Origin of the sequence: Ammoniphilus sp. CFH 90114 (genome assembly GCF_004123195.1) — a bacterium.
Lineage (GTDB): Bacteria > Bacillota > Bacilli > Aneurinibacillales > RAOX-1 > YIM-78166.
Genome location: NZ_SDLI01000001.1, coordinates 430909 through 454511 on the forward strand (window position 1 = coordinate 430909; position 23603 = coordinate 454511).

Annotated in this window: 26 protein-coding genes; 17 read left to right on the forward strand and 9 right to left on the reverse strand. The window is 43.7% G+C overall.

The annotated features are described in order from the left end of the window. The first annotated feature begins 6 nt into the window (after window positions 1-6). Window positions 7-663, forward strand: a complete 657-nt coding sequence (rpe, locus tag EIZ39_RS02265) for a ribulose-phosphate 3-epimerase (RefSeq protein WP_129197912.1) — start codon at window positions 7-9, stop codon at window positions 661-663. A 44-nt stretch (window positions 664-707) separates the two neighbouring features. On the opposite strand, the gene EIZ39_RS02270 is transcribed toward rpe, so the two are convergent. Further along, window positions 708-1130 (reverse strand): hypothetical protein, encoded by a 423-nt coding sequence (locus tag EIZ39_RS02270; RefSeq protein ID WP_129196982.1) that lies wholly within the window; start codon window positions 1128-1130, stop codon window positions 708-710. 294 nt (window positions 1131-1424) lie between these two features. On the opposite strand from EIZ39_RS02270, the gene spoVM reads away from it, so the two are divergent. Continuing rightward, window positions 1425-1505 (forward strand): stage V sporulation protein SpoVM, encoded by an 81-nt coding sequence (gene spoVM, locus EIZ39_RS02275; protein ID WP_129197914.1) that lies wholly within the window; start codon window positions 1425-1427, stop codon window positions 1503-1505. A gap of 98 nt (window positions 1506-1603) precedes the next feature. Here the strand turns inward: spoVM and rpmB are convergent, their stop codons facing one another. Continuing rightward, window positions 1604-1792, reverse strand: a complete 189-nt coding sequence (rpmB, locus tag EIZ39_RS02280; RefSeq protein WP_129196985.1) for a 50S ribosomal protein L28 — start codon at window positions 1790-1792, stop codon at window positions 1604-1606. Between the two features lie 175 nt (window positions 1793-1967). Between rpmB and EIZ39_RS02285 the strand changes: the two genes are divergently transcribed. The 6 genes from EIZ39_RS02285 to recG all read left to right on the forward strand — a co-directional run bounded on the left by EIZ39_RS02285 (window position 1968) and on the right by recG (window position 8664). Next, the gene (locus tag EIZ39_RS02285) at window positions 1968-2330 is read left to right on the forward strand and encodes an Asp23/Gls24 family envelope stress response protein (protein WP_129196988.1); all 363 of its coding nucleotides are present in this window, start codon (window positions 1968-1970) and stop codon (window positions 2328-2330) included. A 22-nt stretch (window positions 2331-2352) separates the two neighbouring features. Continuing rightward, a complete protein-coding gene (locus EIZ39_RS02290) occupies window positions 2353-4041 on the forward strand; it encodes a DAK2 domain-containing protein (RefSeq protein ID WP_129196991.1) in 1689 nt (562 codons plus the stop codon). 16 nt (window positions 4042-4057) lie between these two features. Beyond that, window positions 4058-4915 carry a DegV family protein gene (locus EIZ39_RS02295; protein WP_129196994.1) on the forward strand — a complete coding sequence of 286 codons (858 nt, stop codon included), beginning with the start codon at window positions 4058-4060 and terminating at the stop codon, window positions 4913-4915. A gap of 107 nt (window positions 4916-5022) precedes the next feature. After that, window positions 5023-5691, forward strand: coding sequence for an L-serine ammonia-lyase, iron-sulfur-dependent subunit beta (gene sdaAB, locus EIZ39_RS02300; protein ID WP_129196997.1), 669 nt, complete (start codon window positions 5023-5025; stop codon window positions 5689-5691). A gap of 23 nt (window positions 5692-5714) precedes the next feature. Next, on the forward strand, window positions 5715-6599 hold the full coding sequence (gene sdaAA / locus EIZ39_RS02305; protein ID WP_129197000.1) for an L-serine ammonia-lyase, iron-sulfur-dependent, subunit alpha: 885 nt from the start codon (window positions 5715-5717) through the stop codon (window positions 6597-6599). Between the two features lies 1 nt (window position 6600). Next, on the forward strand, window positions 6601-8664 hold the full coding sequence (gene recG, locus EIZ39_RS02310; RefSeq protein ID WP_129197002.1) for an ATP-dependent DNA helicase RecG: 2064 nt from the start codon (window positions 6601-6603) through the stop codon (window positions 8662-8664). A gap of 40 nt (window positions 8665-8704) precedes the next feature. On the opposite strand, the gene lpdA is transcribed toward recG, so the two are convergent. The 5 genes from lpdA to EIZ39_RS02335 form a co-directional block, all read right to left on the reverse strand. Next, window positions 8705-10117: a dihydrolipoyl dehydrogenase gene (gene lpdA / locus EIZ39_RS02315; RefSeq protein WP_129197005.1), complete on the reverse strand. Its 1413-nt coding sequence runs from the start codon at window positions 10115-10117 to the stop codon at window positions 8705-8707. A gap of 4 nt (window positions 10118-10121) precedes the next feature. Beyond that, window positions 10122-11438, reverse strand: coding sequence for a dihydrolipoamide acetyltransferase family protein (locus EIZ39_RS02320; protein WP_129197007.1), 1317 nt, complete (start codon window positions 11436-11438; stop codon window positions 10122-10124). Between the two features lie 18 nt (window positions 11439-11456). Beyond that, window positions 11457-12437 (reverse strand): alpha-ketoacid dehydrogenase subunit beta, encoded by a 981-nt coding sequence (locus EIZ39_RS02325; RefSeq protein WP_129197010.1) that lies wholly within the window; start codon window positions 12435-12437, stop codon window positions 11457-11459. Further along, window positions 12438-13520: a pyruvate dehydrogenase (acetyl-transferring) E1 component subunit alpha gene (gene pdhA, locus EIZ39_RS02330; RefSeq protein ID WP_129197013.1), complete on the reverse strand. Its 1083-nt coding sequence runs from the start codon at window positions 13518-13520 to the stop codon at window positions 12438-12440. A gap of 100 nt (window positions 13521-13620) precedes the next feature. Beyond that, entirely contained in the window at window positions 13621-13923 is a 303-nt protein-coding gene (locus tag EIZ39_RS02335; protein WP_129197016.1) for a DUF5658 family protein, read from the reverse strand. Between the two features lie 413 nt (window positions 13924-14336). Between EIZ39_RS02335 and rsmD the strand changes: the two genes are divergently transcribed. Further along, complete coding sequence (gene rsmD, locus EIZ39_RS02340; protein ID WP_129197018.1) at window positions 14337-14921, forward strand: 16S rRNA (guanine(966)-N(2))-methyltransferase RsmD; 585 nt, start codon at window positions 14337-14339, stop codon at window positions 14919-14921. After that, window positions 14915-15409, forward strand: a complete 495-nt coding sequence (gene coaD / locus EIZ39_RS02345; protein WP_205668507.1) for a pantetheine-phosphate adenylyltransferase — start codon at window positions 14915-14917, stop codon at window positions 15407-15409. The genes rsmD and coaD overlap by 7 nt, the downstream gene beginning before the upstream one ends. A 56-nt stretch (window positions 15410-15465) precedes the next feature. Here the strand turns inward: coaD and ylbJ are convergent, their stop codons facing one another. Next, window positions 15466-16698 carry a sporulation integral membrane protein YlbJ gene (gene ylbJ, locus EIZ39_RS02350; protein ID WP_129197023.1) on the reverse strand — a complete coding sequence of 411 codons (1233 nt, stop codon included), beginning with the start codon at window positions 16696-16698 and terminating at the stop codon, window positions 15466-15468. Between the two features lie 183 nt (window positions 16699-16881). Between ylbJ and EIZ39_RS02355 the strand changes: the two genes are divergently transcribed. Next, window positions 16882-17664: a patatin-like phospholipase family protein gene (locus EIZ39_RS02355; RefSeq protein WP_129197025.1), complete on the forward strand. Its 783-nt coding sequence runs from the start codon at window positions 16882-16884 to the stop codon at window positions 17662-17664. Next, on the forward strand, window positions 17661-18707 hold the full coding sequence (locus EIZ39_RS02360) for a SepM family pheromone-processing serine protease (protein WP_129197028.1): 1047 nt from the start codon (window positions 17661-17663) through the stop codon (window positions 18705-18707). The genes EIZ39_RS02355 and EIZ39_RS02360 overlap by 4 nt, the downstream gene beginning before the upstream one ends. A 1-nt stretch (window position 18708) precedes the next feature. Here EIZ39_RS02360 and EIZ39_RS02365 read toward each other — a convergent pair whose 3' ends face one another. Next, the gene (locus EIZ39_RS02365; protein ID WP_129197031.1) at window positions 18709-19914 is read right to left on the reverse strand and encodes a nucleotidyltransferase; all 1206 of its coding nucleotides are present in this window, start codon (window positions 19912-19914) and stop codon (window positions 18709-18711) included. Window positions 19915-20027: 113 nt separating this feature from the next. Here EIZ39_RS02365 and EIZ39_RS02370 point away from each other — a divergent pair, with 113 nt between their 5' ends. The 5 genes from EIZ39_RS02370 to EIZ39_RS02390 all read left to right on the forward strand — a co-directional run bounded on the left by EIZ39_RS02370 (window position 20028) and on the right by EIZ39_RS02390 (window position 23601). After that, window positions 20028-20528: a YceD family protein gene (locus tag EIZ39_RS02370; RefSeq protein ID WP_129197034.1), complete on the forward strand. Its 501-nt coding sequence runs from the start codon at window positions 20028-20030 to the stop codon at window positions 20526-20528. Between the two features lie 153 nt (window positions 20529-20681). Then, entirely contained in the window at window positions 20682-20855 is a 174-nt protein-coding gene (rpmF, locus tag EIZ39_RS02375; RefSeq protein ID WP_129197036.1) for a 50S ribosomal protein L32, read from the forward strand. A gap of 139 nt (window positions 20856-20994) precedes the next feature. Continuing rightward, window positions 20995-21579, forward strand: a complete 585-nt coding sequence (gene fapR / locus EIZ39_RS02380) for a transcription factor FapR (RefSeq protein WP_483296005.1) — start codon at window positions 20995-20997, stop codon at window positions 21577-21579. A gap of 11 nt (window positions 21580-21590) precedes the next feature. After that, on the forward strand, window positions 21591-22607 hold the full coding sequence (gene plsX, locus EIZ39_RS02385) for a phosphate acyltransferase PlsX (RefSeq protein WP_129197038.1): 1017 nt from the start codon (window positions 21591-21593) through the stop codon (window positions 22605-22607). Next, window positions 22594-23601, forward strand: a complete 1008-nt coding sequence (locus tag EIZ39_RS02390) for a beta-ketoacyl-ACP synthase III (RefSeq protein ID WP_129197040.1) — start codon at window positions 22594-22596, stop codon at window positions 23599-23601. The genes plsX and EIZ39_RS02390 overlap by 14 nt, the downstream gene beginning before the upstream one ends. Window positions 23602-23603 lie beyond the last annotated feature (2 nt).

The window sequence follows — 23603 nt, forward strand, 5'->3', positions numbered from 1 at the left end:
AAAATGATGGAACGACCAATTAAGATTGCCCCTTCCATTTTATCCGCTGACTTTGCTAAATTAGGAGAGGAAATTCGGGAGGTAGAAGCAGGAGGAGCAGACTACATTCATGTGGATGTGATGGATGGTCACTTTGTTCCTAATATTACGATAGGACCGCTAGTGGTACAAGCCATACGCCCTGTTACCAATCTGCCTTTAGATGTACATTTAATGATTGAAAGTCCCGATCGCTATATTCCTGAGTTCGCAAAGCAAGGCGCAGATATCATTACGGTTCACCAGGAAGCATGTACACATCTTCACCGCACCATTCATTTGATAAAGGATTATGGAGTAAAAGCAGGTGTTGTGCTTAATCCAGCTACTCCAATTGTGACCATCGAGTCTATACTTGAGGATCTCGATATGGTACTTCTGATGACGGTTAATCCAGGTTTTGGCGGACAAAAGTTTATTTCAAGTGTCCTCTCAAAGATCAAACAACTTCGTCAACAACTGGATGAGCGGGGACTTTACCATGTAGAGATCGAGGTGGATGGCGGAATCCAGGCAGAAACCGCTCGTTTAGCTGTAGAGGCAGGAGCGAATGTGCTAGTAGCTGGAAATGCCATCTATGGGCAAAAGGATCGCCGAGCTGCAATCCAAGCCATAAGAGGTTAAAAAAAACCCGTATCCCTTGTTAATTAATAGGGAACGGGTCTTTTTTAGGCTTTAAGAGGTTCTTTTTGCCAGAAGCCTTCATAAATTTCTGTTTTCTCTTCCTCATCTAACATCCGGAATCCGTGGGTTTCGAAGAAATGGCGCAGGTCGTTTTCTATATTATTCGCATAGATTGGTTTTTGAAGCAAATAGGATTCATATTTCAAAAACTCTAAGCAGCGAGTAGCATCAGGTAGAGCTTTGGGCAAAACATTCAATTCCGAGAGATCAATGTGACGATGATAGACTTGATAGTGTAACTCAAAATGATCATTGACGACGGTTACTAAACCATCTTTATTCGATGTGTATTGGCCCTGAATGGTTTTAATGAATTGCTTTATACGGCTTTTTTGAAAATATTGAGGAAAAATGACCATGTTTGAACGATGAATGGGTGGGGGGGTAAAGATTCCCGCTTGTCCCATGTTGAACCCTCCTTTATCCTTTAGTGCCTCTACGTTTGGAGGCTTGTAAGATACAAGCTCTTACTGTTAAGTTATGTGAGCACGTACCAGAATAGAACCGATAAATAGAAGCTAGATTATCTGGAAGGGTTACCTAATATTTTAGGAACATTTCTTGGTGAGTAGTGAATATACTTTACTAAATGTTAATGTTCATCAATCCGTTTGGGAGTCCACCCGGGGGTCATAAGATTCTTGATGAGGAATGGCTGACGTACGGTGAGTGAATTTTATAGGAGGTAAGGAGGGGCAGTCATGAAGTTTTATACAATCAAGCTTCCAAGATTTATAGGGGGAATGGTAAAGGCCATGTTAGGAGCCTTTAAGAAAAAATAGGATAAAAAAAAGCACCTGGAGTTAGGTGCTTTTTTTTATGAGTTGTTGACTCATCTATGAAAGCTTGGGAAGGACCCCCAAGTTTTCTAGTCTATGAATTAAACACGGGTTACTTTACCGGACTTAAGAGCCTTTGCACTTACATAAACGCGCTTTGGTTTACCATCAACCAAGATACGCACTTTTTGAACGTTAACTCCCCAAGAACGCTTAGATGCGCGATTGGAGTGGCTTCTTTTATTTCCAGTACTTGCTTTCTTACCAGTTACAAAACATACGCGTGCCATTTTTTCCACCTCCCTGATACAACACTATCAGTTAAAGAAATACTAAAACATAATATCATATTACCCAGAGTTGCGCAATATAATCAGGGGAATTTGTATGATGTAAGCCTTTTAAATGTACTATAATTGTAGTAGAATGAGAAGCAATGACTCCCATGCAAAGGAGATTTAATCGATGACTGTAGAAATCAATACCTCATTAGGAAGAATTGACGTATCTAACGATGTAATTGCCACGATTGCTGGAGGAGCTGCTGTGGATTGTTTTGGATTAGTGGGGATGGCCTCCCGTAAGGCTTTGAAGGATGGTTTTACTGAACTCCTAGGTAAGGAAAATTTAAGCCGTGGAGTGAATGTATTGGAACAGGATGGACAAATAGAAATTGATCTATTTATTATCGTGAGTTATGGAGTGAAGATATCCGAAGTAGCTCATAACGTCCAAACTAAAGTGAAATATACGCTAAACCAAACCCTTGGCTTAGATGTATCTGGTGTTAATGTTTATGTTCAGGGCGTAAGAGTGTCCGAACCGTAAATCAGGAGGTACTGTACTTATAATGAACCACTTAACCGCACAAGATTTAACCCATATGTATTTAACTGGGGCTGCGAGCTTATCTCGTCATGCAGGCAGAGTCGATGCTCTTAATGTATTCCCAGTTCCCGATGGTGATACCGGAACGAATATGAACCTTACGATGACTTCAGGAGTTGCTGAACTAAAAAAGCATGCGACTAATCATGCAGGAAAAGCAGCCCAAAGTCTCTCGAAAGGACTTTTGATGGGAGCTAGAGGGAATTCGGGTGTTATCCTCTCTCAGCTGTTTCGCGGATTTGCTAAAGCGATAACGGACCAGGAGAAAGTGAATGCTGATTTTCTAGCCCAAGCTTTTTCTAAAGGGGTCACCATGGCTTATGATGCCGTAATGAAGCCAGTAGAAGGGACCATTCTAACGGTAGCCAAGGATGCAGCGGCTGGTGCTGTAAGAGCTGCTAAGAGAAGCAACGATTGTTTAGAGGTGCTTAAGGCAACCTTAGATGCAGCAGAGGAGTCTCTTGCTCGTACACCGGATCTGTTACCTGTGTTGAAAGAGGTTGGTGTTGTAGACTCAGGAGGTCAAGGACTGGTTTATATTTACCAAGGATTTTACCAAGCTCTCCAAGGAGAAATGGTTTTAGAGGAAGAGGAAAGTCCGCTTTCTACTTTCACTGCGCAGATGGATAGCCAACCTGCAAGAGAGTTCGCTGAGGAGAAGGCTCAAATCCATCTTAAAACAGAAGATATTCATTTTGGCTATTGCACCGAGTTTCTAGTGAAGCTAGACGGCAGGAACTCTTTTCACCAAGGTACATTTAGGGAATCGATTAGCCGATATGGAGATTCCTTGTTAGTTGTATCAGACGATGATCTGGTCAAGGTGCATATACATAGCGAACAACCGGGAGATGTCCTCTCATTCGGGCAGCGTTACGGTGAATTAACAGGTATTAAAATCGAGAACATGCGAGAACAGCACTCCCATATTCTCCAAGGTGAGGACAATGAAGCGGAGGCTACGCCAGATCGTTTTCCGGTCGCGTTGCCTAGACAGCCCTATGGTGTAGTGGCCGTTGCCATTGGAGAAGGCATATCTGATATTTTGAAGAGTTTAGGAGTGGATGAGGTCGTGCTAGGAGGTCAATCCATGAATCCTAGTACCGAAGATCTTGTTAATGCTGCAACTCGCATTCAAGCAGATCATATCTTCTTCCTTCCCAATAATAAGAATGTCATTATGGCAGCAGAGCAAGCCAGTCAACTGCTTGATATCCCATCTTCCGTTATCCCTAGTCGCTCGATCCCTCAGGGGATGGCTGCGATGCTGGCATTTAGAATGGATGGGTCCGTGGAAAATAACCGGGAAGAGATGATTGAAGCTCTAAGTCAGGTGAAAACAGGACAGGTCACTTATGCCGTAAGGGACACTAAGATTGAACAGCTAGAGATTAAAGAAGGGGACCATCTAGGGCTATCTAACGGTGAGATTGTAGCAACGGGTTCGTCAGCCATAAATGCCGCCCAACAATTGCTTTCTTATATGATAGAAGACTCCGATGAAATTGTTACCATTTTTTATGGAGAAGAGATAAATCAAGAACAAGTGAACGAGCTGTTAGGTTACTTGCAGGAATCCTATCCCGATCTGGAAATAGAAACTCACGCAGGGGGACAGCCACTATATTCCTTTATTTTTTCTATTGAATAGAAAGGTGGCAAATGAAATGGCACGAATTTGCATTGTAACTGACAGCACAGCAGATATCCCTAAAGCATTAGCAGAGGAACTATCCATTCGTATAGTCCCTCTCAAAGTTCACATCAGTGGAGAGACCTACCTGGATGGAGTAAACATTACGCCAACCGTTTTTTTTCATAAATTAAGGACAACAGAGCAGTTTCCAACTACATCGCAGCCTTCTCCCGGTGATTTCGAACAAGTGTATATGGAGCTTGCAGAGGAGTATGGACAGGATGTTCAGATTATTTCTATTCACTTGTCGAGTGCGTTAAGCGGAACGTACCAATCTGCCAACTTAGCAAAGAACATGGTTGAACCTCCCATGGATATTACGGTCGTTGATTCTAAAAAAGCAGCGTATCTGCTTGGAACCATTGTTGTTCAAGCAGCAAAGGCTGTAAAGAATGGCAAAACGAAAGAGGAATGTCTCGAACTTGTGAACCGCATGATTATAGGGCAGAGAGAGTTCTTCGTCTTAGACACGCTGACTTACTTGCAAAAAGGCGGTAGGATTGGAAAAGCTCAAGCGGTCATTGGTACCCTTCTTAACGTAAAGCCTATTCTTTCTTTAAACGAGGCCGGGGAGGTCTACCCTTTTGACAAGGTACGAGGGAAGAAGAAAGCGATGGCCACGATGATTGGGGAGCTAAAGGAATATGCAGGTAATCACGAAGTTATCGCCTCGATTCTCTATGCAATGAACCCTGAGGAAGCAGAGCAGCTTAAAACACAATTGGAAGAAGAATTTAATGTTTCAGAAATTGCATTATCTGAGATTGGTCCCGTTATAGGAGCGCATGTAGGTCCTAACGTTTTAGCCATCTCTATGTTTAAAGTATAGAATGGAGGGAAGGAATGGCAAACATCCTTCCCTTCTTGTTTTTTTTTTCATGAAGGTATAACCTGAAGAATAAATACTCTTGGATCGAAAGGAGAGGAGGAGACGAAATGAAGTATCGTTCGGTGTTTGATATCATTGGCCCCATTATGATTGGTCCATCTAGTTCTCATACAGCTGGAGCAGCACGTATTGGGTTAATGGCCCGTAAATTGTTTCATGATCGTCCTAAAACAGCTGACATTCTGTTTCTGGGATCTTTCGCCAAAACTTATAAGGGTCATGGTACGGATATTGCCCTAGTAGGCGGGATTTTAGGGTTTAACACGTTTGATAAAAGAATTGTTGACTCCTTTCAATGGGCGAAGGAATGGAATGTAGATATAAAGATTCAAGTTTCAGAAGAACTTCCAAACCATCCGAATACAACTAGAATCACGCTTTCCGATGATAAGACCTCTCTTATGGTGGAGGGAATATCCATTGGTGGAGGGAAAATGGAAATCACAGGGGTAGACGGATATTCTCTTAGGATTACGGGGGAGAGTCCTACCCTTTTGCTTTGGCATGAAGATCGTTATGGCTTAGTAGCAGCAGTGTCCCAGGTTTTAGCCAAATACCAAGTGAATATTGGTTACATGGAGATGGCTAGAAAATCGAAGGGATCGGAGTCCCTAATGGTCATTGAAACGGACCAGACCATTCCACAAGAGGTGTGCAGCGAAATAGAGGCGTTGGCACATATTAAAAAGGTAATTACACTAGAGCCTTTGGAATAATCAGCAGAGGAGGGAGTTCTAGCATGGCCTTTCGCACGATTGCGGAATTAGTAGAGCTTTCGGTTATGGAAAATAAACCAATCTCCGAAATTATGATTGAGACAGAAGTTGAAATGTCAGGTAAAACGCGGGAAGCAGTATTAGAAATGATGGCCAGAAACTTAGAGGTGATGGAAGAAGCAGTCGAACGGGGAATAAAGGATACGGAACGTTCTCGCAGTGGGCTCACGGGTGGAGATGCCGTATTGCTCCAGAATTACCTTAAACATCACAAGCCCTTGTCTGGGGAACTTCTGCTTGATGCTGTAAGTAAATCAGTGGCAACTAATGAGGTTAATGCAAAGATGGGAACCATATGTGCGACTCCTACTGCGGGAGCGTGCGGTATTGTGCCAGGTACGCTATTCGCCGTAAGTCAAAAGCTTGATGCATCAAGGGAGCAAATGATCCGCTATCTATTTACATCAGGGGCAGTCGGGTTTGTCATTGCCAATAATGCCTTTATTTCCGGTGCAGCAGGTGGGTGTCAAGCCGAGGTAGGCTCGGCAACAGCTATGGCAGCAGCTGCTATTGTAGAAATGGCCGGAGGAAGCGCAGAGCAATCTGCTCAGGCGGTGGCCATAGCCTTGAAGAACATGCTTGGGCTAGTTTGTGATCCAGTAGCTGGTTTAGTAGAAGTTCCTTGTGTAAAGCGCAATGCAATGGGAGCTGCGATAGCCATGACGGCCGCGGACATGGCTCTTGCCGGAATTAGAAGTGCGATTCCAACGGATGAGGTTATTGATGCTATGTATCGGATTGGCTGTGTAATGCCAAATACATTGAAGGAGACTGCACTAGGAGGATTGGCGGCGACACCTACAGGTCGAGAGCTTGAACGTCGAATCTTCGGTACGCCAGAAGAATAATATGAGTCGATTGTGGTCACAGGTAACAGAAGTTAAAGGTATTGGAGAAGAAAAGGCAAATGATCTTAAGGCTCTAGGAATTGCCACGGTTCATGATCTTTTATTTTATTTCCCATCTCGCTACGAGGATTATACTCTCAAAGATTTAAGTGAGGTGGCGGACGGGGAAAGAGTAACCATCCGAGGAACGGTTTATGGCGAGCCTTCCGTGCGTTTTTATGGTAGAAATAAGTCAAGGATGACGGTAAGACTGGTTGTTGATCAATTCGTGGTTACGGGAATCTGGTTTAACCAGCATTTCTTAAAGACAAAAATAACGCCAGGCAAGGAAATTCAAATCAGTGGAAAATGGGAGCGCAATCGACTTCAGGTAACCGTAGCGGAGACGAAGGTAACACCTCCATCCGTCAACGAAGCAACGGATGGGAAGCCGATAATTCAACCGGTATACCCTGTCTCCTCGACGGTTACTGTAAAACAGATGCGCAAGTACATCTCTCAGGCTTTGAAGCAGTTCTCTCAGGAAATAAAGGAGATCCTTCCTGCTTATCTACTCGGTCGATACGAGTTTATTCATCGGGCAGAGGCCATTACCTCTATACACTTTCCACCCTCTACGCAAGCAGGTAGAAAGGCAAGAGATCGGCTCGCCTTTGAGGAGCTGTTTTTCTACCAGCTCAAAATGCAAGCTTATCAACTCCTGCAGAAGCAAAATCAACAGGGACTCTCTCTCCGAATTCCTCTTGAGGAAGTAAGGCAGTTTGTTAGATCCCTTCCTTTTCGCTTAACCAATGCCCAGAAAAGAGTGATAAAAGAGATTCTCGACGATCTTTCGCATGAGCATGGGATGAATCGGTTACTTCAAGGAGATGTTGGTTCAGGGAAGACGATCGTTGCGGCTGTATCCTTGTTTGCTGCTGTTAAAGCTGGCTATCAGGGGGCGTTAATGGTCCCGACAGAAATTTTAGCTGAGCAGCACATGCAGTCCATTGTTCAGCTTTTGTCAGGGTATGGGATTCAAGTGGCTCTATTAACTGGAGGGTTACCTGTCAAAGCGCGTCGAGAAGTCATCGGCGGGTTGCAGATGGGAACGATAGATGTGGTGATAGGAACCCATGCGTTGATTCAAGAAGATGTCTTTTTTTCACGACTTGGTCTTGTGATTACAGATGAACAGCACAGGTTTGGCGTAGAGCAGCGTAAAATCTTGCGGGAAAAGGGGCTTTCGCCGAATGTCCTTTTCATGACGGCAACTCCGATTCCTCGCACGCTTGCGATCTCCGTATTTGGAGATATGGACGTATCCATTATCGATGAGCTCCCCGCCGGTCGAAAGCCCATTGAAACCTATTGGGTTAAGGAAGAAATGTTTGATAGAGTTTTAGGTTTTATTGAAAAAGAGTTAAAGGCTGGCCGTCAGGCGTATGTCATCTGCCCTTTAATCGAGGAATCGGATAAGCTTGATGTTCAAAACGCACTGGATGTCCATGCTCAGCTTACACATCATTTTGCAGGAGATTTCGCCGTTGGATTAATGCATGGACGATTAACTTCTAAGGAGAAGGATGAGGTGATGAGGGCCTTTAGTGAGAATCAGGTGCAGATTCTGGTTTCTACTACCGTTGTGGAGGTAGGGGTTAATGTTCCCAATGCTACGGTGATGGTCGTCATTGATGCGGAACGATTTGGGCTAGCTCAGCTGCATCAGCTACGTGGAAGAGTCGGTCGAGGGTCTGAACAATCCTTTTGCATCTTAATTGCTGATCCTAAAACAGAGGTGGGACGCGAACGGATGCGTATTATGAAAGAAACAAACGATGGTTTTGAGGTTGCACGAAGAGATCTGCAATTGAGAGGACCTGGTGATTTCTTCGGCACCAAACAAAGTGGACTTCCTGATTTTAAACTAGCGGACATCTCTCAGGATTTTGAACAATTGGAGCTTGCGCGTCAGGAGGCTGTTGCATTGCTCGGTCGAGAGGACTTTTGGAAGAACAAGGAATTCTATGATCTTCAGGTTTATTTAGAGAATGAGGGGATTATGGAGAGGGAGATATTGGATTAGGAGAAAAGACCCTGTTGCAGCTTAAAACAGGGTCTTTGTATTATTTACTCAAAGAATGAATTCCATGACCTGCCGCCGCTTCAGCTGCTTCCATCACCATTTCCGCTAACGTTGGATGGGCATGGATCGTAAGAATGAGGTCCTCGAGTGTAGCTCCCATCTCTATGGCTAAGGCCACCTCAGAGATGAGATTAGAGGCCTCGTAGCCCGTAATTTGGGCGCCAAGGATAATTCCGCTATCCTTTTCAGCCACGACTTTTACGATACCCTCTGATTTATTCGCACTTAAAGCACGGCCATTCGCTCCATAGGCGAACCGTCCAGTAGTAATACTAATCCCTTTGTCCTTTGCTTCCGATTCACTAAGTCCGACGCTGGCAATTTCGGGGTCTGAGAATACAATAGCTGGAATGACCTTGTAATCAATAGCACTTGGCAGGCCGGCAATCACTTCGGCCGCTACTTTCCCCTCGTAAGAAGCTTTATGAGCAAGAGCTGGTCCAGGGACAATATCCCCGATGGCATAAATATTAGGGATATTGGTTTTGCATTGATGGTCCACTTGTATGAGCCCACGTTCATCCATTTGTAAGCCAATGCCCTCGAGCCCAAACTCGTCTGTATTTGGCTTGCGTCCAACCGTCACTAATAGATACTCTGCCGTCACCGTTTTAACTTCGTCCCCGACTTGGAAGGTCACCGTTACTTCCGTATCTGTTTGTTCAGCTTTTTGGGCGAGTGCTTTGGTGTGGATCGTTACGTTCCTCTTTTTCAAGGCCTTATTGACTAATTGCGTAATCGGCTTCTCAAACCCCGGGAGGATATGATCAGCTCCTTCTAGGATGGTTACATCGGAACCCAATTTAGCGTAAGTCTGTCCTAGCTCTACACCGATATACCCTCCACCGATGACAATGATGCTCTTAGGGATTTCTTTTAGGCTAAGAGCCTCGGTTGAAGATAGAATCCGATTCCCGTAGGGGAAGGCCTTTAGTTCAATTGGACGAGATCCGGTTGCAATGATACAGTGATTAAATTTATATCGATTACTTTCATACCCGCTTAATACTCTAACTTGATCTTTTTCTACAAACAGCGCTTCACCAGAGACGATTTGTACTTTATTTCCTTTAAGCAGTCCTTCTACGCCTTTGGTTAATTTTTCAACTACGCTATCTTTCCAAGATTGTACTTTACTGTAATCCATTTTTACTTGCTCGGCTACTATCCCCATATCCGAAGACTCTTGCATCTCCTCATACCGATGGGCCGCAGAAATCAAGGCTTTTGACGGAATACAGCCTCTGTTAAGACATACCCCACCTACATTGTCCTTATCTACAATCACGACACTTTTTCCGAGCTGGGCTGCTCGAATCGCTGCAACATAGCCACCGGGGCCAGCACCGATCACAAGCACGTCAACTTCCGTTGTAAACTCTCCTACAACCACAGAATTACACCTCCATCAGCAACAGTTCAGGATCTTCTAGCACTTGCTTGAGATAATTCACGAACTGTTGGGCTGTGACTCCATCGATGAGTCGGTGATCAAAGCTGAGGGATAGAGCCATCACCGGAGCAGCCTGGACAAGTCCGCCTTTTACTACCGGTTTATCTGCAATTCGACCTACACCAAGGATCGCGACTTCCGGATAATTAATGACAGGAGTGAAGTATTGTCCACCTGCAGAACCAATATTGCTAATCGTGAAGGTGCCGTTCTTCATATCCTGTGGAGCTAACTTTCCGTCTCTTGCTTTGAGTGCCAACTCATTAATTCTCGAAGCAATCTCCCAGATGCTTCGACGATCGGTATCTGCAATAACGGGCACCATCAGTCCATTGTCCGTATCCGTTGCAATACCAACGTTATAAAACTTCTTATAAATGATTTCGCCCTTTTCGTCATCAATGGAAGCATTAAGGGCAGGGAACGCTTTTAATGCTCCGACGACAGCTTTAACGATGAAAGGTAGATAGGTCACTTTAATCTGTTTTTTCTCAGCTACCGGTTTGATCCGGTTGCGGAACGCAACTAATTTACTCACATCGACCTCATCAATAATCGTAACATGTGGGGCGGTTGTCTTAGAGCGAACCATGGCAGCGGCGATCACTTTTCGCACTCCCTTAAGCGGGACGATTTCTACCGCACCTTCGGCAGTAGCCTGCGTCATCGTAGCTGCTTCTTGGGTATTCGGAGGAGCAGCTGGAACCTCAGCCGCCTCAGGAACAACAGCATCCTTTGTATTTGCAACTTGAACTTGTCCGCCGGTAAAGCCAAGGATATCCTCTCTCGTTATGCGTCCATGGTTGCCTGTTCCACGGACGAGGGATAGGTCAACCCCTTTCTCGCGGGCGAGCTTTCTGATACTAGGTGTAGCGAGTATTAAGGTTTTATCCACTGGGGCTGGCTGTGTTACAGGGGCTGAAGCAGCAACAGGAACAGCCTCTTCGACCTTAGGTTGTTTTTGAGTTGTAACCGCAGGTTCTGGTGCATGCGCCGGAGTTTCCCCCTCATTGCCAGCTCCCTCTACTTCAAAGGTGACAAGAGTATCTCCTACAACGGAGACAGTTCCTTCTGCTACTTTAAGTTCTTTAACAGTACCATTAACAGGAGAAGGAATTTCAACCACAGCTTTATCGTTTTGTACTTCCAGAATGGTTTGATCTTCTTTAACCGTGTCCCCTGGCTTCACATGCCACTTAACGATTTCTCCCTCGTGAATTCCCTCACCGATATCGGGAAGTGTAAAAATAAAAACACCCATTTCATTTCACCTCGTTTCTTAGAAATTCAATACGTAATCCATACCCTCAATCACTCGCTTAGGATCCGGCAGCCAATCATCTTCCACGGTAGCAAAAGGGAAAACGGTATCTGGAGAAGCTATTCGAATGACTGGGGCCTCTAAGTGCAAAATGGCTCTTTCATTAATTTGGGCAATAATTTCTGATGCTGCTCCTGCTGTTTTTTGAGCCTCTTGTACAACGATGGCCCGATTGGTTTTTTGGACTGATTTTACAATCGTCTCGATGTCTATTGGACTAATGGTTCGAAGATCAATGACTTCCGCTTTAATTCCTCGAGATTTTTCGAGCTCCTCTGCCGCTTTTAGGGAGGTGTGCACCATCGCTCCATAGGTGATAACCGTAATGTCTTGTCCTTCTTTTACCACATTTGCCTTACCTAGAGGAATCGTGTAATCTCCTTCGGGTACCTCAGCGCGGAAGGAACGGTAGAGCTTCATATGTTCAAGATAGACAACAGGATCATTATCACGAATGGCCGAAATTAATAATCCCTTAGCATCGTAGGGGTTAGAAGGAATGACGACTTTGATTCCTGGCGTTTGCAACATGAGCCCCTCTAAGCTGTCAGCATGTAACTCCGGTGTCTTAACACCACCACCAAAGGGAGAGCGGAAAACGATAGGGCTATGGTATCTTCCACCAGATCGATATCTCATCCGAGCGGCTTGAGCAGCAACCGAATCAAATACCTCAAATACAAAACCGAAAAATTGAATCTCAGCAACCGGACGAAAACCTTGAAGACCCAGACCGATGGCAAGTCCGCCAATACCGGATTCAGCCAATGGAGTGTCAAATACTCGCTCTTCACCAAACTCCTTTTGCAGCCCCTCCGTTGCGCGAAATACACCACCATTCTTACCAACGTCTTCTCCGAAAACAAGGACAGAAGGGTCTCGTTGCAGTTCTACTCTCATAGCATCTGTAATTGCCTGGATCATCGTCATCTGCGCCATTTATTTACCCTCCCTTTTCATGAATTCGGCTTTCTGATCCTCGAGGTGAGGAGGGAGATGCTCGAACATGCTGTCGATCATATCAGTCACCTTCACTCTAGGTGTTTCATCTGTTTTCTTTATGGCTTCTGTAATGTCTTTTTTCGTTTGTTCAATGACTTCATTTTCTTCCTGCTCACTCCATAAATTTCTGCCCTCAAGGAATTTACGGAAACGAATAAGAGGATCTTTCTGCTCCCAATCAGTAAGTTCTTCGTGTGTGCGGTAACGAGTGGGATCGTCCCCAGCCATCGTATGAGGCCCGAAACGATAAGTGAGGGCTTCTATAAGTGTAGGTCCTTCACCGCGTTCAGCTCGCTGTTTTGCTTCTTGAACAGCCTGATATACAGCCAATACGTCCATTCCATCTACTTGAATTCCTGGGATGCCAGCTGCTACGGCTTTTTGTGCAAGCGTTCTAGCAGCAGTTTGCTTTTCTACAGGAACAGAAATTGCATAGCGGTTATTTTGGATGACAAAGATCGCAGGCAAGCGGTAAGCACCCGCATAATTAATTCCTTCATAGAAATCGCCTTGCGATGTACCTCCATCACCAATGTATGTAATAGCCACATGTTTTTGCTTATTTAATTTAAAGCCCATGGCAACCCCGGCACATTGGATAATTTGTGCACCAATAATAATTTGCGGCATGAGAACGTTCACGCCTTCAGGGATTTGTCCACCGTGCTGATGGCCCCTAGAGTATAGGAAGGCTTGGTACAAAGGCAGCCCATGCCATACAATTTGTGGAATGTCTCTATAACTAGGTAAAATAAAATCTTCTTTATCTAGAGCTGATTGACTACCAACCATAGATGCTTCTTGTCCAGCAACTGGAGCATAGAATCCTAATCGGCCTTGGCGATTTAAGCTAATGGCTCTTTGGTCCCATACCCGGGTATACACCATTTTTCGCATAAGTTCTTTTAATTTCTGATCAGATATGGCCGGCATGGTTTCAGAAGAGACGAGAGTTCCGTCTGGGTTTAACACCTGAAGTGGTCGGACGATTTCGTCTTTCATCAAGACTTCTGTATTCATTTGTTGTCACCTCTTTATATGAAGTAGAAAAACATTGAACTAATCATGTTTAGGTTTTCTTGTTTTGTTTCAATCATACAAAGAGAATCGAAAAAAATATTCAATAGATTTGGGTAAACCAGGCCAGATGCATAAAGAGGATACCGGTATATAACGTGGTGGTAAAGACGAGAAGAAGCCGAAGGGAAGTGGAAAAGTTCTTAATCAGGAATAAGCTGCAGGGCAAGCCCATCTTGATGAGGTAAAACAACGCTACTCCTTGTTCGAAATAAATATACTTCATAAGTGGGTTTAATTCTTCAATCCATTCGAAGGAGAGCCCTATATCAGTGAAAACGGTATCAGCAATACATAGCAACAAGAGTGGAATGAGTATACGACGAGAATGAAAATGAAACTTCAATGAGAGTTCTCCTTTCATATATCGAATGATTTATCTTATTTTAGTTCTAAATAAAGAACAAAGCAACTCCTGAATATAAGTGTTAATATGTCCAGAGGGAAAATAAAAAAAGCGCGAATGCAGACTTTAAAGTCACATTCACGCAATGGGAGAGGAGAAACCGGAGGAAGAGCTTATGGGGAAACGTAAGTCTTCTCCGCGGTTGTCAGTAACATTTAACATGTTACTATCCATATTATGGACATCAATACAGGTTCATATACATGTGTGATAAACTTTTTTTACTAGTACCTTGATGAGTAGAGCTAACATTTACCAGTTCTGCCGATTATGTTACACTTATCAAAGTATAGCGTTCTACAAACAATGGGAATACATGTTACATAAACAAGAGAACATCAGGAGGACAGCTGATGAGAGTGATCTCAGGTTCCAAGAAGGGCATGCCTTTACTTGCTGTTCCAGGTAAAGGAACACGACCAACCGTTGACAAAGTTAAGGAATCCATCTTTAGTATGATTGGACCTTATTTTAACGGTGGAATTGCTCTAGATCTTTATGCTGGAACAGGCGGATTAGGGATAGAAGCCCTCAGTAGAGGGATGGATAAAGTGATCTTCGTGGATATGGATAGAAAAGCGCTTGATGTGATTAAGACGAATCTAGAGCGAACCCACTTCACGGATCAAGCTGAGGTGTATAAAAACGAAGCCAGCCGAGCCTTAAAGGCCTTAATAAAGAGGGAAGAGCTAAAGTTAGATTTAGTTTTCTTAGATCCACCATACGCTTATCAAAAAATAGAAAGTGAAATTGCAATCCTACACGACCATGGGGTGCTTAGTCCGAATGCCTTTATCGTGGCTGAAACTGATGTAGAGTATCAATTATCAGACCAGATTGGACAAGTGGTTAAAAGAAAAGAAGTAGAATACGGTAATACACGGATTACCGTATTTCAGTTTAGAGAAGCAGGAAGGGAAGGAGACGAGGAATCATGAGGATTGCAGTTTGTCCAGGAAGTTTTGATCCTGTAACCAAAGGACACCTTGACATCATCCAACGTGGATCAAGAATCTTTGATAAAGTGATTGTTGCTGTTCTAATTAACCGCAACAAGAGTCCACTGTTTTCCATAGAAGAACGAGTACAGCTCTTGCGAGAGGTCACCAAACACATTCCCAATGTGGAGGTCGACTCATTTGAGGGTCTGTTAATTGATTATTTAAGGGAAAAAAAAGCCCATGCTATCATTAAAGGTTTGCGAGCCGTCTCCGACTTTGAATATGAAATGCAGATGGCCTCCATTAATCGATTATTAGAAGAAGAGATTGAGACGTTTTTCATGATGACAAACAATCAATACTCTTTCCTTAGCTCAAGTATCGTAAAAGAAGTAGCCAAGTATGAAGCGGACGTTAGTACCTTGGTGCCACCTATTGTAGAACTTGCTCTCCGTAGAAAGTATGAAGAACAAAAAGAAAAATAAAAAAGCACTAAAAATAACCGGAAAACCTCCGGTTATTTTTTAGCTCACCTTTTGCTTTAAGGACGAGTATATACCTTCTGAAGGATAAGGGGAATCAGAGCAAATAAGCCTAATACGAACGCCGTGATGATTGCGTACTGACTCATGTGTTGGATGGCTTCAAGTGCATAATCTAGTCCCCCTCCTGGTACATGTTTTGCAAAGGCCGGAAGGGACTGATACAGGTGAGAAGTAAAAGGTTGTAGCGGTGTCCAAATCAGGTAGCAAAGGACGCCAGAAGCTAAAGCGTGTAAAGCCTTCCAGATAAAGTAAGGCTGATATCTAAGATCGGTTGAGCTAATGATGCTAGCAACCTGTGCATGAACAGAGATTCCTCCCCAAGCAACAAGAGCAGCAGCAATCGCGATTTTGGTTTGCATATTGACCTCGGTTGTTAACTCACTAATATACTGCATGCTTTGGGTTACTTCGAAGAAGCCAACGATTAAAGATTGGGACATCTCAGTTGAAAGGTGGAACAACGCTAGCAGCAGGGCAGCTGGATACGCTAAAATCTCTGAGATTAGACCCAAAGTCACAAATTTGATAACGACAGAAAAAATAATAATAAATCCACCCATAATAATTAAGGTTTGAAAAGAACTGAGGACAGCATCTCCCATAAGTTTACCTAAGGGTCTGTTATCTTTTATTCTAGCGCGGTGCATGGCTTGGAGAGCTCGGAAAATCAAAGGTGAAGTATGCTCTCTGGCAGGCGGAGTAGACTCTCCTTTTCGATCATGATAACGTAACAGAATTCCGATGATAATAGCCCCAGCAAAATTAGCAATGGCAATAGAAATGCCAAGTGCGGCATCATGAAAAAAACCGACCGCAACCGCACCAAATATAAAGATAGGATCAGATGTGCTAGTGAAACAAAGAAGTCGTTCACCTTCTGAACGAGAAACAAGCTGTTGTTCGCGTAATCGGGCAGCTAACTTTGGTCCGACGGGATAGCCCGAGGAGAAGCCCATTGCAAGCACGAATCCCCCCGTTCCTGGAACATTAAATAACGGACGCATTAATGGTTCTAAGAGAATCCCCATGAAATGGACAACTCCAAAGCCGAGCATCAGTTCTGATAAAATCATAAAAGGTAATGTTGCCGGAAACACAACATCCCACCAAATTTGCAAGCCTCGCAGAGATGACTCAAAAGCAATTTGTGGATAGCGGACTATCGAGAATACGAGAATTAGTGTTGCTGAAGCGTAAAATAAGGTGAGAATGTAGCTTTTGTAGCGCATTTATTGGCCTCCATTAATGCATTGATAACACATCATCATTAAAATTTACGCATGCATAGGAGGGTTTAGACCAAGCTTTCCTGCGGGGAGAAGTGTATACTGTTGATCATTTCCAGTTAGCCTTCATATAATAGAGCATAGGAAATCCCCAATGACTGCGTGCACATCCAAGGAGGAGACGTCATGCATAAACCGAAGGTCGGATTGGCACTGGGATCTGGTGGTGCGAGAGGAATCGCTCATATCGGGGTCATTAAGGTATTGGAGGAAGAAGGAATTCCCATCGATTATATTTCAGGGAGTAGTATGGGAAGCCTAGTCGGTGCCTTCTATGCGGCAGGAATAAGCCCAGATATGATGAAAAAGCTAGCCATCAACTTGAAGAGAAAATATTGGATTGATCTAACGGTACCTAAGATGGGGTTTGTAGCCGGGGATAAGATTAAAGAGATGGTTCGCATCCTCACTCACGGAAAGAATATTGAGGAGCTCGAGATTCCCCTTGCTATTGTTGCCACAGATCTTGAAAAGGGCGAGCGAGTCGTATTTACTAAGGGACCTGTATTCCAGGCCGTACGAGCAAGCGTTTCGATTCCTGGAATATTTGTTCCTGAGATGGTAGATGGAAAAATGTTAGTGGACGGTGGCGTTATTGATCGTGTTCCTGTTACGGTGGTGAAGGACATGGGAGCTGATGTTGTCATAGGAGTAGACGTAGGAATGATTTCAAGCGTTGGGAAATTCACTTCTATTTTTGATATTATCGCCCAAACGATACAAGTTATGGAACGAGAAATCTTTAGATTCCGTATTTCAGAGGCTGATGTGATGGTGACTCCAGAAGTAGGTGCATACAGTGCGACATCTTTTAATGAAATTGAAGAATTAATACAAGCTGGGGAAAGAGCTGCTAGAGAAGCTATCACTGAAATAAAGCAAGTACTTCAACTTGGAGGAAAAAAATGAAAAATAAAACAATCTGGGGAACGGTTGCCGTTATCTTTTCTTTATTATTGGCAATCAATATTCAAGTTCCTTATTACATAACTACCCCGGGAGGAGCAATATCGCTTGAGGATATGGTTGTTGTAGAAGACGCTTATGAAGATGAAGTGGGCAGCTTCCGCCTTACTACCGTCCGTACAGGACAGACCAATGTAGCTGGTTATCTTTACGCCCTAATAGATCCTTATGCTGATCTAGTGCCGTCACATTTAGTTCATAGTCCCCACGAAAGCAATAGTCAATATATTAAAAGACAAATCGAAGTTATGAAGGCCTCGCAAGATACAGCTAAGATTGTTGCATTTCAGAAAGCAGGATTCGATGTTCAATTAAAAAATAGTGGTGCTATCGTTATGCAATTTATTCCTGGCTTCCCAGCTGAAGAGGTTCTGGAAGTTGGGGATACAATTATAGAGGTAAACGGTCAGAAAGTTGCAACGGCGGAGGAGTTGATTCAAGCTCTTAAGGGGAAAAAAGAAGATGAAGAAGTAAACCTTGTTTACCTTCGAGAGGGAGTCAAAAAAGAGGCAACATTAGGTTTAAAGCTCCTACCAGGTGCAGACCAGTCGGGCAATCGTAAGCCAGGTATAGGAATAGCCTCACCGATCACAAAGCGTCAATTCGTTATTCCCAAGGAAGTTACCATCAAGTCACAGGATATTGGAGGGCCTTCAGCAGGTCTAATGTTTACACTTGAGATGATTAACCAATTGACTCAGGGTGACTTGACGAAGGGATATGACATTGCCGGAACTGGAACAATAAATGATGATGGAACCATTGGCCGCATTGGCGGCGTTCACCATAAGGTTGTGGCAGCTCATAAAGAAAAAGTCGATATCTTCTTTGCGCCATTGGCTGAAGATGAGAATGGAATATCCAATTATCAGCAGGCGGTAAAGAGGGCTGAAGAAATCAAAACTACAATGAAGATTGTACCTGTGAAGACGATTGATGACGCCCTCCATCACCTTGAGTCACTCGAACCTAAGAAGAAAGGATAACTTACCAAATAACAGGTGGACGAGCAAACTCTGACACTTCTCCTGCTTGCCTACAAGGGTAGCCAAGATTATATACGGATGACGCTCGGATATCTAAGTCAAGCATGGGGATGGAATTTCCTCCGATTTTGCTTATGATAGGAATTGCACCCTTCTTTTTTACCAACTGGAGCAACTTCTGTCCTTTCTCAGAAAAACCGAGTACACGAATGTAAGGTACTCCTCTCTTGACCTGCAGAGAATTCATTTCCTGTTTGTGAAGGTTAATAAGGGTATAAAACAAAAGGCGTTGCAATCGATTCCAAGTATATCGTTTCGTTTTTAAGGCTTCCATAAGTTCTTGAAATTGATAAGCCTTTGAATACACTCGCTTGATTCGATGTTCAAGCCCTTCCTCCATCTCGTGAATGAGGGAGAGGTCCTGGGTTGATTTCACCGTCAGGCTATGAATCAAAAAAGGAAAGAATCGATCCCAGTTCATAGGGAATCGTTGCTCTATTTTTTCTCTTTCTAAGATACTGAAGGTCGATTCAGGGACATACGGTCGGATTTTTTCTAAGTTCTCTTCCGCTATCAGCTTCCTGAGGGCTGTTGCACTTGCGATTTGAGCATCCGTTATATAGGATTGGTGGTAACCTGCCTTTTGTCGTGTGATCGTTGCGGGACGGATAGGACTAGCTAGTCGCTTTAGTGCAAGTACATAATTCAGTCCTAGAATGTTATTTGGCTGGGCCAACCACTCTTCAGGGATTGCAACCAGAGAAGAGGCTGCTTTAGCGTATGCACTTGGATAGGACATTCCTTCATCGAGTGATGCCCGGATCTTGGAAGTGAAGGCATCGGGTTCATGTATCAATTGCTGGGCAAGATGTTCAATCCATTCTAGATTTCCGCTTTCACTACCAAAACAAACGTTTTGGACAATTCCCAAGGCATGAAGTGTAGAAACAGCTCCAAATGCAAACATTTCCGCATTTTGAGTACAGTAAGCTGCAGGGAGTTCAAGTACAAGGTCAATGCCAATAGAAAGAGCCATTTCCGTTCTTGCCCATTTGCTCACGATAGCAGGTTCCCCTCTTTGCAGAAAGTTACCACTCATGACAGCTACCGTGGCATCTGCGCCAGTAACTCGAAGGGATTGTTGATAGTGATATAAATGACCATTATGTAGCGGATTATATTCGACAATGAGTCCAACAACTTTCATGAATGCATCTCACTTTCGTACGTTTTGATTCCATTATAGTTGACAAGCTTTCTTGTTGACAAACGTTGGTTTAGAAATATATAATAGTTTCTGTTGTCTTAGGAGTGATTTTTATGATAATCCATGTGAACGAATTAGAGAAGGCAACGGGTCGGACCATAGCACTAGAAGGGTCCATAACAGTTGGTTTACCTCAACAACCCGGTGTTAGATTAGAGGATTTCAGCTTTGCAGGGAAGGCACGTAAAGAAGGGGAATTGGTCATAGTAGAAGGTGCTTTATCAGGAATCCTCAAGTCCAAGTGTGCGAAATGTCTAGCTCCAACCACCTATTCTTTTGAGGCGCCTTTTGAAGAAAGCTTTACAGAAGGTGAAGTCGATGAAGAGAGTGACATACACTCTTATCAGGGTGGGAGAATTGATTTAGCTCATTACTTTGATCAAGTCGTTATGCTGGAAATGCCACAGATCTTTACCTGTATTGAAGACTGCAAAGGATTATGTCCGACTTGTGGTAAGAATCGCAATGAGCATTCTTGTGAATGTGTCAATGAGCGGATCGATCCTCGTCTAGCTGATCTAGCCTTACTTTTTAACAAGGAAAACAACAAGTAGTGGTTATTTCTGATGTTCAACCCAATGGAACTAGAACTATCAGTGATAATATATTTCTTTCGTAGACCCCATGGTAGTACGAAGAATAACCTTGAATTAAACCATTAACACTCTGTAAAAAGAGTGCAAGAATATCCGAAGGGGGTGGAAGAAATGGCAGTACCTCAAAGAAGAACTTCCAAAACTCGCAAGAGAATGCGCCGTACTCACTTTAAGTTAGAAGTACCAGGTATGGTTAAGTGCCCAAATTGCGGAGAATATAAATTAGCTCATCGTGTTTGCAAAGCCTGCGGATCTTACAAGGGCGAAGAAGTTGTAAACAACTAATGAGTCTATAAGGCAAGGTGCATCAAGTTGCGCTTTGCCTTTTAATTTTAAATTCGACATTTTCAGCCTGTTGCAGGGGTTGATTTTTTTTATTATACTCTTAGTACCAGGTAATAAACTTTTCTAGTAAGATCTCATCATGGCGGTGAGGAACATACCACGTTTAAAGAAAAAAGAAAGATTAAGTCGATTATCGAAAGAATTGCAAGCCAATCCCTTTCTTACAGATGAAGAATTAGCTCAGTCTTTTTCGGTTAGCATCCAGACCATACGACTGGATCGACTCGAATTAGGAATTCCTGAATTACGGGAACGAATCAAACACGTGGCTGAACAGAAATTAGATCCTGTCAAATCGCTGCAGCTTCATGAGGTTATCGGTGAGTTAGTTGACTTGGAGCTGGATCATAGTGCCATATCTGTACTAGAGATACGAGAAGAACACGTCTTTTCCCGTACATTGGTTGCTAGAGGACATTATATTTTCGCTCAGGCCAATTCGTTGGCTGTCGCAGTCGTCAATGCAGATGTTGTGTTGACAGGTGCCGCTCGGATTCGTTTCATCCGTCCTATCAGACTAGGTGAAAAGCTAATAGCGAAGGCTACCGTTCGCTCTGTTGTCGGTGATCAAACAAAGGTTAGAGTCGAAACGAGAGTTGGAGGAGAATTGGTCTTTAGCGGAACATTCCGAGTGTTTAAGGCGACAGATTTGCAAAAACCATAGGAGGGAAAACGTTGAGAATCGCGGTTGATGCGATGGGGGGCGACCATGCTCCTCAAGCAATTGTGGAAGGGGCCCTTCAGGCAGCGAAAACATTACCGAATATACATATTCTTTTGGTTGGGGATGAAAGTAAAATTATTCCGCTTTTAGGTGGCAAGGCACTTGCTAATATAGAAATTATTCATGCATCTGAAGTCATTACCCCTGATGAGAAGGAACCCGCTAAGGCAATACGCAGAAAGAAAGACTCTTCTATGGCGGTTGCTTTAGATTTAGTTAAGGACAGACAAGCGGATGGAGTGATTTCTGCTGGCAATACCGGAGCTTTTATGTCGGGCGGTGTATTTAAAACGAAGCGAATAGAAGGGGTAGAGCGCCCTGCTTTAGCTCCTATTCTTCCAACACTAGAAGGAACAGGAACGTTGGTTTTAGATGTAGGAGCGAATATGGATGCGAAGCCTGAGCATCTTCTTCAGTACGCTATTATGGGGAATATTTACGCCCGTGATGTCATGGCTATTGCCAAACCTAGGATTGGTTTACTCAACGTGGGTACAGAAGAGCTAAAAGGAAATGAATTAACCAAAGAGGCCTTCGCTCTATTTGAGAAACAGTCCTTTCACTTTATTGGAAACATCGAAGCTCGAGACATCCCCTTTGGTGTTTGCGATGTGGTTATATGCGACGGATTCTCTGGGAATATTTTATTGAAGTCAATGGAAGGTATAGCGAATGCTGTTTTCCAAGTGATGAAGGATGAATTCTCCAGTTCTCTTATTTCTAAATTTGGCGCTGCCTTACTCAAACCGAGTTTGCGCGGAATAAAAAGGAAAATGGATTATACGGAATACGGAGGAGCTCCTTTATTAGGATTACAAGGAACCTGTATTAAAGCACATGGTTCCTCGAATGCTCACGCCGTAAAGAATGCTATTGTCCAGGCGGCCCGCTTTATAGAAAAAGATGTCATAGGTCATATAAACAAAGAAGTGAAGCCTGAAAGAGGGGAAAGGGATGCACAAACTTAACTCCGTCGGTATTTTGGGAACAGGGGCTTATGTGCCAGAGAAGGTTCTTACGAATCAGGATCTTGAAAAGATGGTAGACACAACGGATGAGTGGATCGTCACACGAACAGGAATTCGAGAGAGAAGAATTAGTGGGGCAGATGAAGCCTCCTCTGACTTGGCTTTTCATGCTTCACAAAGGGCATTAGAAAAGGCAGGGATAGCTCCTGAAGATCTTGATTTGATTGTGATAGCAACCGTTACACCAGATATGACCTTTCCTTCAACAGCCAATATTTTGCAAGACAAATTAGGAGCGAAGAAGGCTGCCGCTTTTGATTTAGCTGCGGCATGCTCTGGTTTTCTGTATGGAATTGCAACCGCCAGCCAATTCATCCAGAATGGTCTTTACCGTTATGCTCTAGTCATTGGTGTAGAGTGTCTGTCGAAAATCGTGGATTGGAAGGATCGCAATACTTGCGTGTTGTTTGGAGATGGCGCAGGTGCCGCCGTTCTAGGGCCAGTAGAAGAGGGTTATGGCTTTTTATCTTTTGATTTAGGATCTGACGGGAAAGGTGGCGAATTGCTGAAACTTCCCGCAGGAGGATCTAGACTGCCTGCAACAGTAGATACGATAGCGAGTGGTTTACATTATATTTCTATGTCTGGTGGAGATGTCTTTAAGTTTGCCGTACGGGCTATGGGCAACTCGGCTGAAGCAGCTCTTGAGAAAGCGGGAATGACAAAGAAGGATATAGACTTTATGGTGCCGCATCAGGCCAATATCCGAATTATTGATGCTGCTGTCAAGCGCTTAGGTTTACCAAAGGAGAAAGTCATCGTCAATATAGATCGCTATGGGAATATGTCCGCTGCTTCGATACCTGTAGCGCTGGATGAAGCTGTTAACAAGGGAAGTATCCGGTACGGGGATAATCTCGTTCTGGTAGGCTTTGGTGGAGGCTTAACCTGGGGGGCTACCGTCCTCAAGTGGAGTTTGAAGGAAAAGGAGTAGTG

Coding starts and splice junctions, on each gene's coding strand:
- EIZ39_RS02295 (WP_129196994.1), top strand. CDS start 4,058: ATGGCACGAATTTGCATTGTAACTGACAGCACAGCAGATATCCCTAAA.
- rpmF (WP_129197036.1), top strand. CDS start 20,682: ATGGCAGTACCTCAAAGAAGAACTTCCAAAACTCGCAAGAGAATGCGC.
- sdaAA (WP_129197000.1), top strand. CDS start 5,715: ATGGCCTTTCGCACGATTGCGGAATTAGTAGAGCTTTCGGTTATGGAA.
- EIZ39_RS02370 (WP_129197034.1), top strand. CDS start 20,028: ATGATAATCCATGTGAACGAATTAGAGAAGGCAACGGGTCGGACCATA.
- EIZ39_RS02320 (WP_129197007.1), bottom strand. CDS start 11,438: ATGGGTGTTTTTATTTTTACACTTCCCGATATCGGTGAGGGAATTCAC.
- pdhA (WP_129197013.1), bottom strand. CDS start 13,520: ATGAATACAGAAGTCTTGATGAAAGACGAAATCGTCCGACCACTTCAG.
- rpmB (WP_129196985.1), bottom strand. CDS start 1,792: ATGGCACGCGTATGTTTTGTAACTGGTAAGAAAGCAAGTACTGGAAAT.
- EIZ39_RS02360 (WP_129197028.1), top strand. CDS start 17,661: ATGAAAAATAAAACAATCTGGGGAACGGTTGCCGTTATCTTTTCTTTA.
- rpe (WP_129197912.1), top strand. CDS start 7: ATGGAACGACCAATTAAGATTGCCCCTTCCATTTTATCCGCTGACTTT.
- ylbJ (WP_129197023.1), bottom strand. CDS start 16,698: ATGCGCTACAAAAGCTACATTCTCACCTTATTTTACGCTTCAGCAACA.
- fapR (WP_483296005.1), top strand. CDS start 20,995: ATGGCGGTGAGGAACATACCACGTTTAAAGAAAAAAGAAAGATTAAGT.
- EIZ39_RS02325 (WP_129197010.1), bottom strand. CDS start 12,437: ATGGCGCAGATGACGATGATCCAGGCAATTACAGATGCTATGAGAGTA.
- EIZ39_RS02365 (WP_129197031.1), bottom strand. CDS start 19,914: ATGAAAGTTGTTGGACTCATTGTCGAATATAATCCGCTACATAATGGT.
- sdaAB (WP_129196997.1), top strand. CDS start 5,023: ATGAAGTATCGTTCGGTGTTTGATATCATTGGCCCCATTATGATTGGT.
- recG (WP_129197002.1), top strand. CDS start 6,601: ATGAGTCGATTGTGGTCACAGGTAACAGAAGTTAAAGGTATTGGAGAA.
- EIZ39_RS02270 (WP_129196982.1), bottom strand. CDS start 1,130: ATGGGACAAGCGGGAATCTTTACCCCCCCACCCATTCATCGTTCAAAC.
- EIZ39_RS02355 (WP_129197025.1), top strand. CDS start 16,882: ATGCATAAACCGAAGGTCGGATTGGCACTGGGATCTGGTGGTGCGAGA.
- rsmD (WP_129197018.1), top strand. CDS start 14,337: ATGAGAGTGATCTCAGGTTCCAAGAAGGGCATGCCTTTACTTGCTGTT.
- EIZ39_RS02290 (WP_129196991.1), top strand. CDS start 2,353: ATGAACCACTTAACCGCACAAGATTTAACCCATATGTATTTAACTGGG.
- spoVM (WP_129197914.1), top strand. CDS start 1,425: ATGAAGTTTTATACAATCAAGCTTCCAAGATTTATAGGGGGAATGGTA.
- EIZ39_RS02285 (WP_129196988.1), top strand. CDS start 1,968: ATGACTGTAGAAATCAATACCTCATTAGGAAGAATTGACGTATCTAAC.
- EIZ39_RS02390 (WP_129197040.1), top strand. CDS start 22,594: ATGCACAAACTTAACTCCGTCGGTATTTTGGGAACAGGGGCTTATGTG.